Below are 16,403 nucleotides of genomic sequence, written 5' to 3'. Positions count from 1 at the left end.
GACCAGAGCCTGCTGGTAATATTTTTTTGGAAATTCGTTATGGCTAGTTCATCCGTGATACTGGATACCAAGCATGAGTCGCAATCCGCTCAGGCGCACAGATTTGCGCTGTTTACGCTGACGACTCTGTTTTTTATGTGGGGCTTTATTACCTGCTTAAATGACATTTTAATCCCTTATCTTAAAGGGGCTTTCGATTTAACTTATACACAGGCTATGTTGGTGCAGTTTTGCTTCTTCGGTGCCTATTTTATCGTTTCTGTGCCAGCCGGTATGTTGGTTGGCAGGATTGGCTTCAAAAAAGGCATCATCACTGGCCTGAGTGTCGCAAGCATTGGGTGTTTGTTGTTTTATCCGGCCGCTGAGCTCGGTGTTTATGGGTTATTTTTAGGCGCGTTGTTTGTATTGGCCTCTGGTATTACCGTGTTACAGGTTTCCGCCAACCCTTTTGTAAGTGCGCTCGGGCCTGCCAGGACAGCTTCGTCGCGCCTGACTATGACACAGGCATTTAATTCGCTTGGCACTACGGTTGCGCCATTTTTTGGTGCCTGGCTTATTTTCTCAGGCAGCAGCGAGCCGGCACATGCTGATGCTTCTGCGGTGCAATTTCCTTATCTGATGATAGCGGCCACCCTTGCGATACTGGCCATTGTCTTTGCCTTTATCAAACTGCCATCACTGGGTGTACAGTCGCAAGGTGCACCGTCATTAAAAAAAGCACTGCAATATAAACACCTTAAGCTTGGGGCCGTGGCGATTTTTCTCTATGTCGGGGCAGAAGTGGCGATTGGCAGTTTTTTAGTGAATTTCTTACACGACCCTCGTATTGCCGGCCTTAATGAAGCACAGGCAGCACAGCTTATCGCCTATTACTGGGGCGGGGCTATGGTCGGACGTTTCATTGGTGCACTGGTGATGCAAAAAATCGCAGCAGGTAAAGTGCTGGCATTCAATGCGGTTATGGTCATTGTGCTGTTGTGCGTCGCTGTCGTGACCGAAGGCCGTGTGGCGATGTGGTCTGTATTGGCCGTCGGCCTGTTCAATTCAATTATGTTTCCAACCATTTTCAGCCTGGCAATCGACAAGCTGGGCGAGAGCGCCAGCCATGGTGCTGGCGTGTTATGTCTTGCGATTGTGGGCGGTGCCATTATTCCTTTGCTACAGGGGATGTTAGCTGATGCATCTGGCGTACAGTTGTCGTTCCTGCTACCGGCATTGTGTTATGTATTTATCGGTTATTTTGGGCTCAAAGGACACCGACCTGTATTGCTACCTACGGAGAAGTAAAGTGAAGAAAACAACAACCAAGATTTCACTCAGCGTACTAGCTGCCGGTATCTTAACCGCATGTGGTGCCGGGCAACCCTCGCCGGAAGTTAAGAAAGGGCTTGATATCTGGCCCAAAATTCACTCTGAGGTGGCCCTGGACCCTGAAATTGAGCGCCAGGTTTCGGTACTACTTAGCAAGATGACGTTGGAGCAGAAAGTGGCGCAGATGATCCAGCCGGAGATCCGTGACATTACGGTAGCAGATATGCGGCGCTACGGGTTTGGCTCTTATCTCAATGGTGGCGGAGCATTTCCCGGGAACAACAAGCATGCCAGTGTTAAAGACTGGGTTGATCTGGCAGAAGCTATGTATCAGGCATCCGTAGATGACTCATTAGATGGTATTGATATTCCTACTATGTGGGGGACCGATGCGGTCCATGGTCACAACAACGTGATCGGGGCAACCTTGTTTCCTCATAACATTGGGCTGGGGGCGGCCAACAATCCCAAACTGATTGAACAAATTGCCCAGGCAACGGCAAAAGAAGTGATGGCCACGGGCATTGATTGGGTCTTCGCGCCCACAGTGGCAACAGTACGTGATGATCGCTGGGGTCGTACTTATGAAGGCTATTCGGAAGATCCCGAGATAGTGAAAGCATACGCCGCAGCCATTGTACATGGCTTGCAGGGGCATGCCAGCGAGGACTTTTTGGGCGATGACCGGGTCATCAGTACCGTGAAGCATTTCTTGGGTGATGGCGGCACCGTGAAAGGCGACGATCAGGGTAACAATGTCGACTCTGAGCAGGCGCTGTTTGATATTCATGCTCAGGGTTATGTGGGCGGTCTCACGGCAGGGGCACAATCGGTGATGGCCTCATTTAACAGCTGGCAGGGCGAGAAGATACACGGACATCAATATCTGCTGACCGACGTGCTGAAAAACAAAATGGGGTTTGATGGTTTTGTGGTGGGCGACTGGAATGGCCATGGGCAAATACCCGGTTGCAGTAATGACAATTGCCCTCAGGCTGTGAATGCGGGCCTGGACGTCTACATGGTGCCTACCGATGCCTGGAAACCTCTGCTTGAGAACACCATTGCACAGGTCAGAGCGGGCATCATTCCTATGTCGCGCATAGATGATGCTGTCAGTCGTATTTTGCGGGTGAAGCTTCGCGCAGGCTTGTTTGATAAGCCCAGCCCGGCACAGCGTCCACATGCTAACAATACACAATTGATAGGTCACGAAGCACACCGGGATATTGCGCGCCAGGCGGTGCGTGAGTCATTGGTTTTGCTTAAAAACAATCAACAGTTATTACCGCTTGCACCCAATCAGCGCATTTTGATAGCCGGTGATGCTGCCAACAACATTGGTAAACAATCAGGGGGCTGGACTATCACCTGGCAGGGTACCAATAATCAGAACTCGGATTTTCCAGGTGGTCAGTCTATATACGACGGATTTGCCCGGCAGATAACCCAGGCGGGAGGTCAGGTTGAGCTCAGCGAAAATGGCCAGTATAAAACCAAGCCTGACGTGGCCATTGTGGTATTTGGTGAAGAGCCATATGCCGAAGGGCATGGTGATCGGGAAACCTTGATTTATCAGCATGGTAATAAGCGAGACCTGGCTCTGTTAAAGTCACTGAAAGCGCAAGGTATTCCTGTGGTCTCTGTGTTTATCAGTGGCAGGCCTATGTGGGTTAACCCGGAGCTCAACGCCAGTGATGCCTTTGTGGCCGCCTGGCTGCCTGGCTCGCAGGGCGAAGCCGTTGCCGATGTTTTGCTGAAAAACAGCGAGGGCAAGATACAGTATGATTTCACTGGTCGTCTGTCTTTCTCCTGGCCAGCCCATCCAAGTAAGCCGGTTAATCGTTTCGACCAGGATTATGCGCCTTTGCTTCCTTACGGTTTTGGTTTGAGTTATGGCATGTCCTCGCCGCTGAGCAACAGTTTACCTGAGGAGACAGGTGCCGCGCTGAATACCTCTGATGTGTATGAGGTTTTCAACGGTAAAACTCAGCAACCCTGGCAGTTGAGGCTGTTCTCAGGTAAGCAAAATCTTGCTGTCACCGCAAGCAGTATGACGCTGTCTAGTCTGAGTTACAGAACCATAGATAAGGAAATCCAGGAAGATGCCTTTCGGCTTGACTGGCAGGGCATGAAAGCAGGTGTTCAGTTTGTCAGTGGCAATGGTTTCAGAGAAGATCTGGCTCGTTACCAGGCTGGGGGTGGTGTGCTCAGTATGACCGTAAAACGTGGTAACACGGTTGCAGACCAGGCATTTGTTGGTATGCACTGTGAAAGTGAAGGAGATATGCCAGGAAGCTGTCGGGCTCAGGTTGATATTGGCGCTGAGCTGAACAAGCTGGAAGCACAGCAGTGGCAAGTGCTGAGTATAGACTTACAATGCTTTGCCAGCCAGGGCGTGAAGTTTGATCAAATGGTGATGCCATTTGAACTGTCTGCCACTGGCAGTATGAGCTTGTCGTTTAGTGATATCAGTATAATGCCGGCAGGTGATAAGCAGGCTACACTCCAATGTCAGGATTAAAACTTGGCTTAACATGGTTCAGGCACCGTAAGGTGCCTGAACCAATCATTGAGCGATATTAGTCGCGCTCAGGAATATTCTGCAGTAATGCCTGCATTTGTTGCCAGTACAAGCCAACCGATGCAATATGCACTTTTTCGTCAGGCGAGTGTGGGAACTTGATGGTTGGACCGAAAGAAATCATATCCATGTCAGGGTAAGGTTCTTTGAACAAGCCACATTCAAGTCCCGCGTGGATCACCATGATATCTGGTTTGTTACCATAAATCCCTTCGTACATATCTCGGAAAATGTGCACTAAATCTGAGTCCGGGTCTGGTTTCCAGCCAGGATATGCACCTGAAAACTCAATCTCTGCGCCAGCCAGGCTTGCCAGTGAACTCAGTGTGCCTTCGACATCTGTGCGACCTGAATCAATTAAAGAGCGGATCAGGCAAAGCACTTCTACTTTGTCGGCTTGTGTGGTGATCACACCCAGGTTAAGTGACGTTTCAACCACGCCCTGAATATCATCACTCATGCGTACAACACCATTCGGGCAGGCATTGAGCAGCGCAAGCAGGCTGTGTTTAGACTGTTCTGACATTGCATCAAGCGTGCTGTCTGTGTCGTTTACTGCAAACGTCAAGTTGGTTTCAATGGCACCTAGCTCATTGCTCAGAACAGCTTCAAACTCACTCAGGCGCTGTTCAAGTACACTGCGCTGCGCAGGTGAGATGGCGATAGTTGCATACGCTTCTCGCGGAATAGCATTACGTAGTGAACCGCCTTTAAAGGCCACCAGGCTAAAGTCCACTCCACTTAGGTGATGTTTTAATGCACGCGCTAAAAGCTTATTTGCGTTACCCCGCCCGGTATGGATATCAACGCCAGAGTGGCCGCCTTTTAGGCCTTTTAAACTGATCTCTACAAGCTGATGGTCTGCTGCTACAGCTTGACGCGCAATATTGACTGTCATGCTGGCATCTACGCCACCGGCACAACCCATGTAAATCTCACCTTCCTGCTCAGAATCGGTATTGAGCAGAATGTCGCCTTCCAGCCAGCCTGTTTGCAGACCAAACGCACCAGACATTCCGGCTTCTTCATCTACTGTCAGTAACACTTCCAGTGGACCATGCGGGATGTCAGAAGACGCCAATACTGCAAGACAAGACGCCATACCCATGCCATTGTCAGCACCTAAGGTAGTGCCCTGGGCTGTGACCCATTCACCATCTATGTAAGGGCGAATTGGATCTTTGGTAAAGTCGTGATCTGTATCGTCATTTTTCTGCGGCACCATATCGATATGTGCTTGAAGCACAACCGGTTTACGATTCTCCATGCCTGGCGTGGCTGGTTTTTTGATAAATACATTGCCCGTTTCATCGCGACGAACAGCCAGGTCTTGTGACTTTGCCCAGTCAACAATAAAGGTCGCTAATGCTTCTTCGTGTTTTGACGGGTGTGGGATTGAGCAGATCTGATCAAAGAATTGCCATACGATCTGAGGCGCCAAATTGGCGATGTCGGAATGAGGTTTAAACACCGGGTTCCCCTTATTTGAGCTATTGTCTTCCAGCCTGAACGTTTGGCGGTTCAGTGGTGCTGGGAAGTGGGTAAAAAGTGGGGGGAGTTTACCACTCGTAGGTGTTTAGGGTCGAGTAGATAAGGCCAATTCAGTGTGAATGCTAAACTGGCCCTGTAAAGGGATTAGCCCTTTACTGTTGGCATGCCTTGACGGCATCCGCTATTAACTCCACACCTGACTGTTCACAGGCTGGCAGTGTTTCTTCGCTGTGTGCCAAAGGCGTGACCCGCTCGCCCCATTTTATGTAGCTGGCAGCCCAGGTCAGGCCTGCACCAAAGGCGGCTGACATGATGTTTGCGTGTGGTTTAACTAACCCTTGTTCCACTGCTTCACACAAGGCAATGGCAATGGTTGCTGCAGAGGTATTACCGTACTTGTCGATATTGACCATCACTTTATCATCTGCAATATCGAGTTTTTTCTGGATTGCCTGAATGATCCGCAGGTTTGCCTGGTGTGGAACCAGCACATCTATATCAGACAGGGATAAATTTGCCTGTGCCAATACATCATCGCACGCAACGCTCATGCCAGTGACCGCTCGTTTGAAAATCTCTCGCCCTTCGAAAGATAAGTCTGATGGGCCTGCTGGTTCATAGCGGGTCAGATCTGTGCCGTAATTCGCAATATGTAAAATGCCACGATCTTCACTGTCACACCCGGTTTTAGTGCCAAGCAGTCCACAGGGCTCATCGCTGGCTTCAAGAATAACCGCGCCAGCGCCGTCACCAAATAGCACTGCACTGTCGCGTTTTGCCCAGTTTACGTACCAGGTCATACGCTCAGCTGCCACAACCACAGCGCGTTTGATCATACCAGCCTGGATCTGCGCAGTGGCATTTTGTAGTGCGTACAGAAAGCCTGAGCAGGCAGCATTGGTATCGCAGGCAGCTGCACCCACGGCACCAATGTTTTTTTGCACCAAAGATGCGGTATTGGCCACCATAGTGGAAGGTGTGCAGGTTGCCAGCAGGACGAGATCTATATCCTCGCCTTTAAGGCCAGCGCAGGCTAACGCCTGTTTACTTGCAACCGTTGCTAACTCTGCGGTACTCACATGGCTGACACGGCGAGATTTAATGCCCGTTCGGGTGCTGATCCATTCGTCATTAGTGTCAACAATGTTGCTTAGTTCGTCATTACTAATAGAGGCGGGGGGAATTGCTTTTCCCCATCCTGTTATTTTGGCGTACTTCATTTTATCTCTTATTCAAATCCGACCAGTAGGCTAAGGCATAGTATATCGTAAACCGCTTTACGTTACATCCAATTATCCCTTGTCGAAATCGGCTAATTGACTAGACTGATAAAAGATGATGGCGTTAATTGCTTGGTTTATAATGCAAAAAATTAAATTTGATACGCTGGATATGCTCATAAACCTGGAGCGCGAGTTACTCGATCCCGCCGTGCGAGAAAATCCGCAGCGACTGGCTCAGCTGTTGGATGAAGATTTTTATGAGATTTCGGCTAACGGGTTGATGTTTAATAAATCTCACGTACTGGCCAGGTTGCCTAGGGAGAAAGTCCCGCAGTTTTATAATCAGGACTTTCAGGGCCAGATGCTCGCCGAAAACCTGGCCCAGATCACCTATCATGCTGCTTATCGTCGAAATGCCTATTCTAATTTGAATTATTCCGTCAGAATGTCGATCTGGCGCTACAAGGGAGCGAATTGGCAATTAATGTTCCACCAGGGAACACCTTGTCCGGAATTTAAGCTCAAATATGAATAAATGCCACCGTGCGCCTTAATTTAACCCACTAAGCTCGCCGGCGCTGCGTCGTTCGAGTACAGACAGAGGTATATAGTGTATTACCTGGATAAACTGAGCGAATGGTTGAACTTTTCACTGTTCACTTACGCTGAGCATTCTTTTACAGTCGGCAAGCTATTGCTTGTTCCGCTGCTGTTGATATTAGGGATCTGGCTGACCCGTTATCTGGTTGGTAAATTAACCAACCGCCTCAGAGCTGGCAATACCGACCCGAATATGGTGCATCTGGTGCAAAGACTGTGCTACGTCCTGGCCATTGCCATTACGGTGATCACTATCCTGGATGTGATCAATGTGCCTATTACGGCTTTTGCCTTTTTGTCAGGTGCGATTGCCATAGGGTTCGGGTTTGGGGCTCAGAACATCATCAACAATTTTATCAGTGGTTGGATCCTGATGTGGGAAAAGCCCATTCGTATTGGTGATTTTCTTGAAGTGGAGGGCACCAAAGGGATCGTTGAAAAAATCAACACGCGTTCAACTCGTTTACGCCGGGTGGATGGGGTACATATGCTTATCCCCAATAGTAAATTACTGGAAAACACGGTTATCAACTGGACTTTGGTTGATAAACTTATGCGTACATCGGTGCGTGTAGGAGTGGCGTATGGCTCGCCTGCAAAACAGGTGGCAGCCTTGATCCTGCAGGCAACCGAAGAGCAGCCTGAAATACTGAACGATCCTAAGCCCCAGGTTACATTTGAAGACTTTGGTGACAACGCGCTGATATTTGAAGTCAATTTCTGGCTCAATTCTACCGTCGAAGGTGGGCTCAGGCAGGCGAGAAGTAAAGTGCGCTTTCGCCTTGATGAGTTATTTGCCGAGCATAATATTGTGGTGGCCTTTCCACAGCGTGATGTGCATATCGACGGTCAACTGGCCATCGTCAGGCAACCTAAGCGTTAAGAAGTCTTCAGGCACACCTGGTGTCTGCGTATTTATTGAGTGTAAAACGTAAAATATCATGTTAATTAATTTCTCGCCTAACTCGGCGCTTGGCCAGTTATTGCTGCTGCGTTCCATCGCCATTGTACTACAGCTGGTGCTGGTGCTCATTTCGTTGTGGTTTTTAGATAAAAATTTACCAGAGCAACCTATTTTTACAGTTATTGCGCTGGAGTCTGTATTTCAACTGGCGAGTATTTATGCTTATCGCAAAGTGAGTGATGTATCACCAGGGGCTATGGTTATGCAGCTGGTGGCTGATATTTTATTTTTGACAGTCCTGTTGTCTTTTCTCGGAGGAGCCAGCAACGCGTTTGTCTCTTTGCTGTTGTTACCTTGCATCATTGCAGCGGTTACGGTGCCACCAAAGTTTGTAGTGTTTATTTCTGGTGCCGCCTTAGCTGCTTATGGGTATTTGTATACGGTTGTTCCGATGCACCATCACGGTATGCATATGGGCCAGCACTTGCTTGGCATGCTGGTGAATTTTGTATTCATGGTTATTGTGATAGTGACGATAGTGACCTTTCTGGCTAGCCGTATCCAGCAACGAGAACTGGCCCTGGCTAAAAGCAGAGAAAAACAATTGCAACAGGAGCAGGTGCTCGCATTAGGCAGTGCTGCTGCTCAGGTAACCCATCAACTGGCCACACCCATCGCACATTTGAGTTTGCTGTATGAAGAGTTAAGTGAGGATTTTCCGCAGCATCCGGCTGTGCTGGATATGCAGGCTCCTTTGGCGCAGTGTAAGACACAGTTAGATGGTTTCAGGGCTCAAACCGAGCTACTTAAGCCGCATGCCCAGGTTAACAGCCAGGCATTTACAATGCTCTGGCAGCAGCTTCACGAACTACTGACGCTGCAGTTTCCTGAGCAGGTCATCACTTGTCAGTTACCCGAACAGTCATTTTCAGTCAGTGGTGATCCTATGCTAATCCCGGCGTTGTTTAACCTGTTTGTGAACGCGGCGAAGGCCAATGAGAAGTGCTCTGCGCTCAGCCTGGAAGTTAGTGTGAGCTTGTCAGAACAGGCCTCAGCAGGCAGTGATCGTACATGGTCTTTGTCGATCCGAGATCACGGTCCCGGCATTGCAATGGACAAACTGGCTTTGATAGGTAAATCAGTGGTCGACAGTTCATCTGGTTTGGGCATGGCGCTGCTGCTTTCTCATGCTACAATCGAGCGACTTGAAGGGACCTTACACCTGTCTAACCACCAGACTCAGGGTGCCGTATCTGTGGTGACTTTACCTGTAGTATAAATTATGAAGTTATTGATTATTGAGGATGATGTACCATTTGCCACGACGTTGTCGCGCAGAATGACCAAGCTGAATTTTGACTGTCAGTGTGTGCATGATGAGCTGGATATTGCGGCTCAGTGTCAGACATTTTTGCCGCAATATGTGTTGTTGGATATGAAGTTAACAGCGAGCTCCGGCTTACAGCACATCGCGTTGATCCGGGGCATCGTCCCGGACGCAAAAATTGTACTTCTGACTGGGTTTGCAAGTATCGCGACGGCCGTTGAGGCAATTAAGCTGGGTGCCGATGAATACCTAACCAAGCCAGCAGACACTCAGTTGATAGCCAAAACTCTTTTGGGTACACAGACTGTAATGACTGAAACCACAGACACGACCATGTCACCGGAACGGCTTGAATGGGAACATATACAGCAAACCCTGAAATCTAATGATGGCAACATTTCTGAAACAGCAAGACAACTGAATATGCACCGACGGACATTGCAAAGAAAACTTCAGAAACGCCCGGTACTTAAATAATCCATGCACAGTCTAGTTTGCTCTTCCAAAGGTTATTAACTAAATTGAAATTAGTGAAATAATCGAGGTAGGTGCTGTGGCTGTGTTTGATGTAGATGTGGTTGCCGTTGTGATTGCGGCAATCTCCTCCTTTGCTTTAGGGGGAATATGGTACTCACCGTTACTATTTCATAAATCCTGGCTGGAAGAAGCAGGCCTTACTGAATTGGATATTCAAAATGCCGACCATAAACTAGTGTTTAGTGGCGCGATGTTTTTATCCATACTGGCTGCACTGTTAATGGCTGCGCTGCTGGGTAAAAGCCCCGCTATTATAGACGGAGTGTTGCTGGGCTTAGCCGTTGGAGTGTGCTTTGTCGCCAGTACCTTGGGTACCAGTTATTTGTTTGAACAACGCCCTCTGAAGTTATTTCTTATCAATGCGGGTTACCATACCGCTCAATTTTGTCTGATAGGGTTCGTACTTGCCATACTGAGCTAATAATGGACTATCTTACCTGGATGTCATGACACTGTCACAGATAGAGGTCAATCTGCCCGGTGCAGTGGTCTCGTGGAAGCGGACAAATATCCTGTTATATGTTGGATTAGCGCCGTATCATAGAAAAGTTTGTGCTGTTTCAAAGACTGAAAATCACCCTACCCATGGATCCGGGCCAGCGTGTTTGGGTGAGCCTATTTTATATGGACAAAAACATGATAGACATATTATTTGACATCATTGGTATGACGGGTACTTTCCTGGTGGTTGGTGCGTTCTTTTTACTCCAGTTGGACAAAGTAAGCCCCGACGGTATTAAGTACAATATGATGAACCTCAGTGGTGCCATTTTGCTGCTTATCAGTCTTTGCTATAACTTCAATCTGGCTAGTTTTGTCATCGAGTTATTCTGGATAGTGGCCTCTTTAATTGGACTGTACAAGTACTTTAAAAAACGCAAACTTACGACAGCCTAATTTAACGGTAGGGCGGCGCATCCAGGATGTGCTGCTCAACAAAGTACAGAAAATAAATCACTCTATTTTTTGTTATTTATGCAACATTTATTCATATTCAACTATCTTTCCTCGCGCTTTATTACTAACATTTCTCATTAACTTACTAAAATATCACAAAAAACTTGCGAACTGTCCCTGTCTGAGTAATATTAAAATTGAAATAAAAAATCGCTGTTTGATTTTTATGTTACATGACAACTGTTTAGCCGTAATTGTGTCGTTGAGCGAATGAGTATGATAAAAAGTCTGCTACCTGTAAGTTTAATCTTGCTCAGTTTACCTTTAAGTGCCCGTCAGGAAGCGTTGTTCGAGCTGTCGTTTGAAGAGCTGATGGACGTGACAGTAGAGCTTGCGAGCAAAACGGCTGAAACAGCCCAGTCCGTCCCATCCAGCGTTACCTCATTTTCTCAACAACAAATCACTTTACTTGGCATTCGTAACGTCTATGAACTGATGAACTTTGTGCCAGGGTTTCAGTCAACCCGTGGAGACTGGGTAGGCAGTGTGCCCAAAGAGCATGCCAGAGGCGTTTATCTCGACAATGGTAATATTCTGGTGATGTTAAATGGCCAGCGGCTCAATGATTCGTCGTTTGGTAAAGCGTCTGTTTATGCCCCTTTTATTCCCGTGGATGTGGTCGAAAAAGTCGAGTTTATTCGCGGGCCTGGTTCAGCCCTGTATGGCAGTAACGCGTTTTTGGGGGTAATGAATATCGTAACGCGTCAGTCTGCACGTCAGATACAGCTTGGTGCAGGCCTGCACCAAAGCAGACATGCCTCGTTCAATTACAGTCATAACTCTGATACCGAGCGGCACTTTCATGCCAATATCAGTGCTTTTGCAACGGATGGGGAAACCTATCATGCCCAACAAGCCCGTGACCCGCAATCGAGTCTTTTTGTGGAATTTGGTGGTCAATGGGGGGCATTTAGCGGGTCGCTCCACCTGACCAGAACGACGTTAGATGAGTTTATGAATTTGTCCAGTTACAGTGAAGACAACTTTCATACCAGCCGTAACATTGGAGCAAAACTAAATCACCGGGCCAGATTATCGGACAAACTAGACAGTGATTTAACGTTGAGTTTTATCCGCCATGACATAGACAGTGCCGGACTGATAGCAACAGCAGAAGAGTTGGGTCTCCAGCAGGACTTTTTTAATGGACCAAAATGGCGCTCTGAAGATTTGACGCTGAACTGGGATTTGGCCTACCAGCATAGCACTGAGCTGGCGCTAAACTGGGGGCTGGAGTACTCATTAGAGGAGCAGTCCAGGGCTGGTACTTACACATCGCACTTTGACCCAGTCAGCGGGCAAATAATTCTTGAAGATCAATACTATTTGGGTGGTATCAAGCCGCTTAACGAGTTTGCAGCGTTCGATAGCCTGAAGCAGGATTTTGACTCCTACGCCACTTATGTACAGCTGAAATACGCGTTGGATGACCAACTGACATTATTTACCGGGCTGCGTTTTGACGAGTTTATCGACATAGACGGCAAGTTGTCTCCGCGCATTGCAACCATTTATCAGTTTAATCCACAGCATGCATTTAAGCTGCAATACGGAGAGTCATTTCGGATCCCGGTGAGTAATGAACTTAATTCTAATGATGATATTACTCAGGGTAATGCGCAGCTTAAGTCAGAAAATATTAAAACGACTGAACTCGTTTGGCATATGGCATACACACGCTGGCAACTCGATCTGGTGTTATTTGAAAACCAGCTGGATGATTTTATCATTCTGGAACCGGTTGATATGGCACAAAGCCGGTTCACGTTTAATAACGCCTACTCTACGAACATGCAAGGGCTCGAGGTCAGTGCTTCATTTGAGTTAAGTGATGCCAGCTGGTTCAAATTAAACTATACCCAGCATTTTGACGATCCATTCAGTGCCAGCTACAAACGTTTTGGATCGTGGCAGTTACACCATAAGTTTGGTAGTTGGCAGATTGGGCTCAATGGGGTGTGGCGATCTCAGGTTAAAGTATTCCCTGTGTTTATACCGGATGATCCTGATTTCCAACATTATGATCAGGAAGCACACTGGTTGATAGGAGGCACTATTACCTGGCACTTTGCTGCGAATAAGCAGCTCAGGATTAAGGCACAAAACTTGTTTGATAAACAAACGAGTGCATTCGACCCCAGAGTGTTCGACGGCCGAGTGCCACAATCCGGACAGCAGCTATCACTAGAATACTCATATTCGTTCTAATTAGTTAATGGCAATCACTGCGGTTTGTGGCGCGATGATCTGCTTTGGCTGTTTACTCTTTGGCAGCCGTACTTTGCGTTTCACTAAGAGAGTTAATTATAAAGGTCTGATTATACTATGCATAATTGCATAACCCTCATATAATAGCGGTATCGTTCACTTTTTATATGCTACTGAAATGAAACTATTTATCTTTGCATTGTTAGTTACTCTGTTGAGTGCCTGTTCGTCTGTGCCTCCTAAACCAGTTATAAAATCGGAGATGCCAAGTGTCTCTTATCAGGGAAGAGGCGCAGCTGCTGGGCCTATGTTGATGGGGGCGTTGGGCCCTGCCGGCATTGCGGTTGGATTCGCTATTGACGTTGGAATAGGTAAGGACATAGCGACTGCTATGGAAGAATCAAAAGATCAGGGATTCCAGCTAATAACAACTCGTATTGCAGAGCAATATCCGGATGTCTCTTCTGCCACTCTGTTGAAAGTGGATTTTCATGCCCAGCGCGGAGACGACGAGCTCGCTTATGCTACCGTTGAGCTATTGCTGGTAACCGCCGAGGGAGAGCAATCAGTATGTCTTCAAACAGAACCCGGGAATTTACCGGAGTTAAAGGAAACTCCAATTAGCTGGTCACTGATTGCCACAGCAATTACAGCCCGCCAAGCATGCTCAAGTGACTAGCATCTGATCAAGATACCACGGTCAAAAAACGTTTTGTTATAGTATAACAACCTTGTATTGGCAACCTTAAGGTACATTTATAGAGCACTGATATTAGCTCGCGTGTAACAAAATTCTTACACTTAGTGCATGCTAAACTCAAATTTGTGTCAGAAGGTTGCCTTTAACTAGATGTAAATAAAGCTAATTTTTAATTTTAAAAAGGTGTAAATTTCGGAATAACTAAAAGTTAATAAAAGTTTATTTTTTTAGCTTTATCACTAGTCTCTATGTTGCGCACTCGTTAAATGTGCGTTTTGCACTGTGGATAGCAATATCCCGGTTGCACATAAAACAACAAGTAATCATGGAGCAAATCAAGTGAAACTATCAAAAATAGCTTTGGCAACAGCTGCCGGTCTGGTACTGGTGTCAGGCACTGCAAATGCAGCTCAAAAGCGCTTCCTCAACACACATAATACCATTTCTGCGATGCTGGAATCTGCGGCACCGGCTGTTTTGTCGGCACAACCAGAGCAGCTCATTGGGCTTGATGCAGGCAGCACACTGGTTGAGCTGAAGTCATACCCTCATGCGAATGGTGCGGTTACGACACGTTACCAACAAATGTACAAAGGCTTGCCGGTTATCGGAGACACAGTCAGCCTGACCTATAACAACGCAGGCGCATTAAAGCGCGCACATGGTGCTGCTGTTTATGAGATTGCGGCTGATTTGAATACCGTCACGCCAAAACTGTCTATGCAGGCAATGCAAAGCCAACTGGAAGCTCAGTTTTCGGCACAACAAAATGGCGAAGAAATCGCGCTGGCTAAGCATAATGAAACCAGCCGACTAGGGATCTGGCTTGATGACCAGTCTCAGGCCAGACTGGTCTACGAGGTGACCTATGTGACCTATGGCAAATCGCCCTCACGACCTTACAAAATTATTGATGCCAACAGTGGCGAGTTGTTGATGGAGTTTGACAACATCCAGCATGCGAATGCAACCGGACCGGGTGGCAACCAAAAAACAGGTCGTTATCAGTATGGTACTGACTATGGTCATTTGGATGTGTCTCAGTCGGGCAACACCTGTACGATGAATAATGCAAACGTTAAGACCATTAACCTCAATCATGGTAGTAGCGGGTCTACGGCGCACAGTTTTACCTGTCCGGAGAATACAGTTAAGGAAATTAACGGCGCCTATTCTCCGTTAAATGATGCACACTATTTTGGTAATGTCGTTTTCAATATGTACAACGACTGGTTAGGTACAGCGCCGTTAACTTTCCAGCTTAAAATGCGTGTTCATTATGGTAATAACTACGAAAACGCGTTTTGGGATGGCAGTGCGATGACATTTGGTGATGGCCAGAATCGCTTCTATCCATTGGTTAGCCTGGACGTGTCGGCACACGAAGTCAGTCATGGTTTTACTGAGCAAAACTCCGGCCTTGTTTATCGTTACAAATCAGGTGGCCTGAATGAAGCTTTTTCTGATATGGCAGGTGAGGCCGCTGAGTTCTACATGAAAGGCAGTAATGACTGGATGGTCGGTGAAGAGATCTTTAAATCCACAGGTGCACTGCGCTATATGGATGACCCCACTAAAGATGGAAACTCTATTGGTCATCAGTCAGATTATACTTCCAGTATGGATGTGCATCACAGCTCAGGTGTATTTAACAAAGCGTTCTATACTTTGGCGAATAAAGCAGGCTGGGATACTAAGAAAGCTTTCATCGTGATGGCGAAAGCAAACCAATTATACTGGACGGCCAGCACTGACTGGGATACCGCAGGTAACGGCGTTATGGACGCTGCTTGTGACCTGGGCTATAACCATGATGATGTTAAAGATGCGCTTGCAGTTGTGGGCGTAACTTCTCAGCTAAGCCCGGGTAGTTCATGTGGCACTACTGAACCACCCCAGGATGAGCTGCTAACCAATGGTGTTGCTCGCACCGGGATCAGCGGTTCGTCTAAAGCTCAAAGCTTCTTCCGTTTGGAAGTTCCGGCTGATGCGACGAATCTGTCGTTTGTGACTTCTGGTGGTACTGGTGACGCTGATCTTTATGTTAAGTTTGGCAGCCGTCCTTCGTTGCAAACTTATGACTGCAATAGTACCACGTCCAGCAGTAATGAAACCTGTAACATCAGCAATGTTCAGGCTGGGACCTATTATGTGATGGTCGAAGCGTGGAATGCGATTTCTGGTGTGTCTCTGACTGGCTCATACACCTCGGGTGGTACAGGTACGCCCCCAATTGACCGAACAGAGAGTAATGTTAGTGTTGGATCGGGACAATGGCAACGCTTTACGCAAGACTTAAGTGCCGGCTATTCGAACCTGACAGTAACTATCTCTGGTGGTTCAGGTGATGCTGATCTGTATGTCAACTATGGTAGCCAATCCACCACATCCACCTATCAATGCCGCCCTTACCGCAACGGCAATAGTGAGACTTGTACTTTTACTAACCCTCAAGCGGGAACCTGGCACATTGACTTACGTGGCTACTCAGCAGCCAGTGGTGTCACAGTGAATATTCAGGCTAATTAATCATCGATTAAGGGAGCATATCGCTCCCTTTT

General features: G+C 47.4%; 13 protein-coding genes. 11 read left to right on the top strand and 2 right to left on the bottom strand.

Annotated features, from left to right (window positions below; translation table 11 throughout):
• Positions 1-39: 39 nt before the first annotated feature.
• Positions 40-1,287, top strand: coding sequence for a sugar MFS transporter (locus tag CWC22_RS20085; protein ID WP_138537941.1), 1,248 nt, complete (start codon positions 40-42; stop codon positions 1,285-1,287).
• Positions 1,223-3,835, top strand: a complete 2,613-nt coding sequence (locus tag CWC22_RS20080; RefSeq protein WP_419144625.1) for a glycoside hydrolase family 3 protein — start codon at positions 1,223-1,225, stop codon at positions 3,833-3,835. Before CWC22_RS20085 ends, CWC22_RS20080 begins: the two co-directional genes overlap by 65 nt.
• A 58-nt stretch (positions 3,836-3,893) precedes the next feature.
• On the opposite strand, the gene CWC22_RS20075 is transcribed toward CWC22_RS20080, so the two are convergent.
• Complete coding sequence (locus CWC22_RS20075) at positions 3,894-5,366, bottom strand: aminoacyl-histidine dipeptidase (protein ID WP_138537939.1); 1,473 nt, start codon at positions 5,364-5,366, stop codon at positions 3,894-3,896.
• A gap of 172 nt (positions 5,367-5,538) precedes the next feature.
• Positions 5,539-6,606 carry a ketoacyl-ACP synthase III gene (locus CWC22_RS20070; RefSeq protein WP_125557175.1) on the bottom strand — a complete coding sequence of 356 codons (1,068 nt, stop codon included), beginning with the start codon at positions 6,604-6,606 and terminating at the stop codon, positions 5,539-5,541.
• 142 nt (positions 6,607-6,748) lie between these two features.
• On the opposite strand from CWC22_RS20070, the gene CWC22_RS20065 reads away from it, so the two are divergent.
• From CWC22_RS20065 to CWC22_RS20025, 9 genes are all read left to right on the top strand, one after another.
• A complete protein-coding gene (locus tag CWC22_RS20065) occupies positions 6,749-7,144 on the top strand; it encodes a DUF4440 domain-containing protein (RefSeq protein WP_125557173.1) in 396 nt (131 codons plus the stop codon).
• Between the two features lie 75 nt (positions 7,145-7,219).
• Entirely contained in the window at positions 7,220-8,092 is an 873-nt protein-coding gene (locus CWC22_RS20060) for a mechanosensitive ion channel family protein (protein WP_125557171.1), read from the top strand.
• A 58-nt stretch (positions 8,093-8,150) separates the two neighbouring features.
• Entirely contained in the window at positions 8,151-9,392 is a 1,242-nt protein-coding gene (locus tag CWC22_RS20055) for a sensor histidine kinase (RefSeq protein WP_125557169.1), read from the top strand.
• A gap of 3 nt (positions 9,393-9,395) precedes the next feature.
• Positions 9,396-9,917: a response regulator transcription factor gene (locus CWC22_RS20050; RefSeq protein ID WP_138537938.1), complete on the top strand. Its 522-nt coding sequence runs from the start codon at positions 9,396-9,398 to the stop codon at positions 9,915-9,917.
• Between the two features lie 76 nt (positions 9,918-9,993).
• On the top strand, positions 9,994-10,398 hold the full coding sequence (locus CWC22_RS20045; RefSeq protein ID WP_138537937.1) for a DUF1761 domain-containing protein: 405 nt from the start codon (positions 9,994-9,996) through the stop codon (positions 10,396-10,398).
• Positions 10,399-10,613: 215 nt separating this feature from the next.
• On the top strand, positions 10,614-10,874 hold the full coding sequence (locus CWC22_RS20040) for a CBU_0592 family membrane protein (protein ID WP_125557163.1): 261 nt from the start codon (positions 10,614-10,616) through the stop codon (positions 10,872-10,874).
• A gap of 276 nt (positions 10,875-11,150) precedes the next feature.
• Positions 11,151-13,142 (top strand): TonB-dependent receptor plug domain-containing protein, encoded by a 1,992-nt coding sequence (locus CWC22_RS20035; protein WP_138537936.1) that lies wholly within the window; start codon positions 11,151-11,153, stop codon positions 13,140-13,142.
• Positions 13,143-13,320: 178 nt separating this feature from the next.
• On the top strand, positions 13,321-13,821 hold the full coding sequence (locus CWC22_RS20030) for a hypothetical protein (protein WP_125557159.1): 501 nt from the start codon (positions 13,321-13,323) through the stop codon (positions 13,819-13,821).
• Positions 13,822-14,181: 360 nt separating this feature from the next.
• Positions 14,182-16,371, top strand: coding sequence for a M4 family metallopeptidase (locus tag CWC22_RS20025; protein WP_138537935.1), 2,190 nt, complete (start codon positions 14,182-14,184; stop codon positions 16,369-16,371).
• Positions 16,372-16,403: the final 32 nt, after the last annotated feature.

Origin of the sequence: Pseudoalteromonas rubra, from assembly GCF_005886805.2 — a bacterium.
Lineage (GTDB): Bacteria > Pseudomonadota > Gammaproteobacteria > Enterobacterales > Alteromonadaceae > Pseudoalteromonas > Pseudoalteromonas rubra_D.
This window is presented reverse-complemented; position numbering and strand designations above follow the sequence as displayed.

Coding starts and splice junctions, on each gene's coding strand:
- CWC22_RS20085 (WP_138537941.1), top strand. CDS start 40: ATGGCTAGTTCATCCGTGATACTGGATACCAAGCATGAGTCGCAATCC.
- CWC22_RS20080 (WP_419144625.1), top strand. CDS start 1,223: ATGTATTTATCGGTTATTTTGGGCTCAAAGGACACCGACCTGTATTGC.
- CWC22_RS20070 (WP_125557175.1), bottom strand. CDS start 6,606: ATGAAGTACGCCAAAATAACAGGATGGGGAAAAGCAATTCCCCCCGCC.
- CWC22_RS20065 (WP_125557173.1), top strand. CDS start 6,749: ATGCAAAAAATTAAATTTGATACGCTGGATATGCTCATAAACCTGGAG.
- CWC22_RS20055 (WP_125557169.1), top strand. CDS start 8,151: ATGTTAATTAATTTCTCGCCTAACTCGGCGCTTGGCCAGTTATTGCTG.
- CWC22_RS20050 (WP_138537938.1), top strand. CDS start 9,396: ATGAAGTTATTGATTATTGAGGATGATGTACCATTTGCCACGACGTTG.
- CWC22_RS20040 (WP_125557163.1), top strand. CDS start 10,614: ATGATAGACATATTATTTGACATCATTGGTATGACGGGTACTTTCCTG.
- CWC22_RS20035 (WP_138537936.1), top strand. CDS start 11,151: ATGATAAAAAGTCTGCTACCTGTAAGTTTAATCTTGCTCAGTTTACCT.
- CWC22_RS20030 (WP_125557159.1), top strand. CDS start 13,321: ATGAAACTATTTATCTTTGCATTGTTAGTTACTCTGTTGAGTGCCTGT.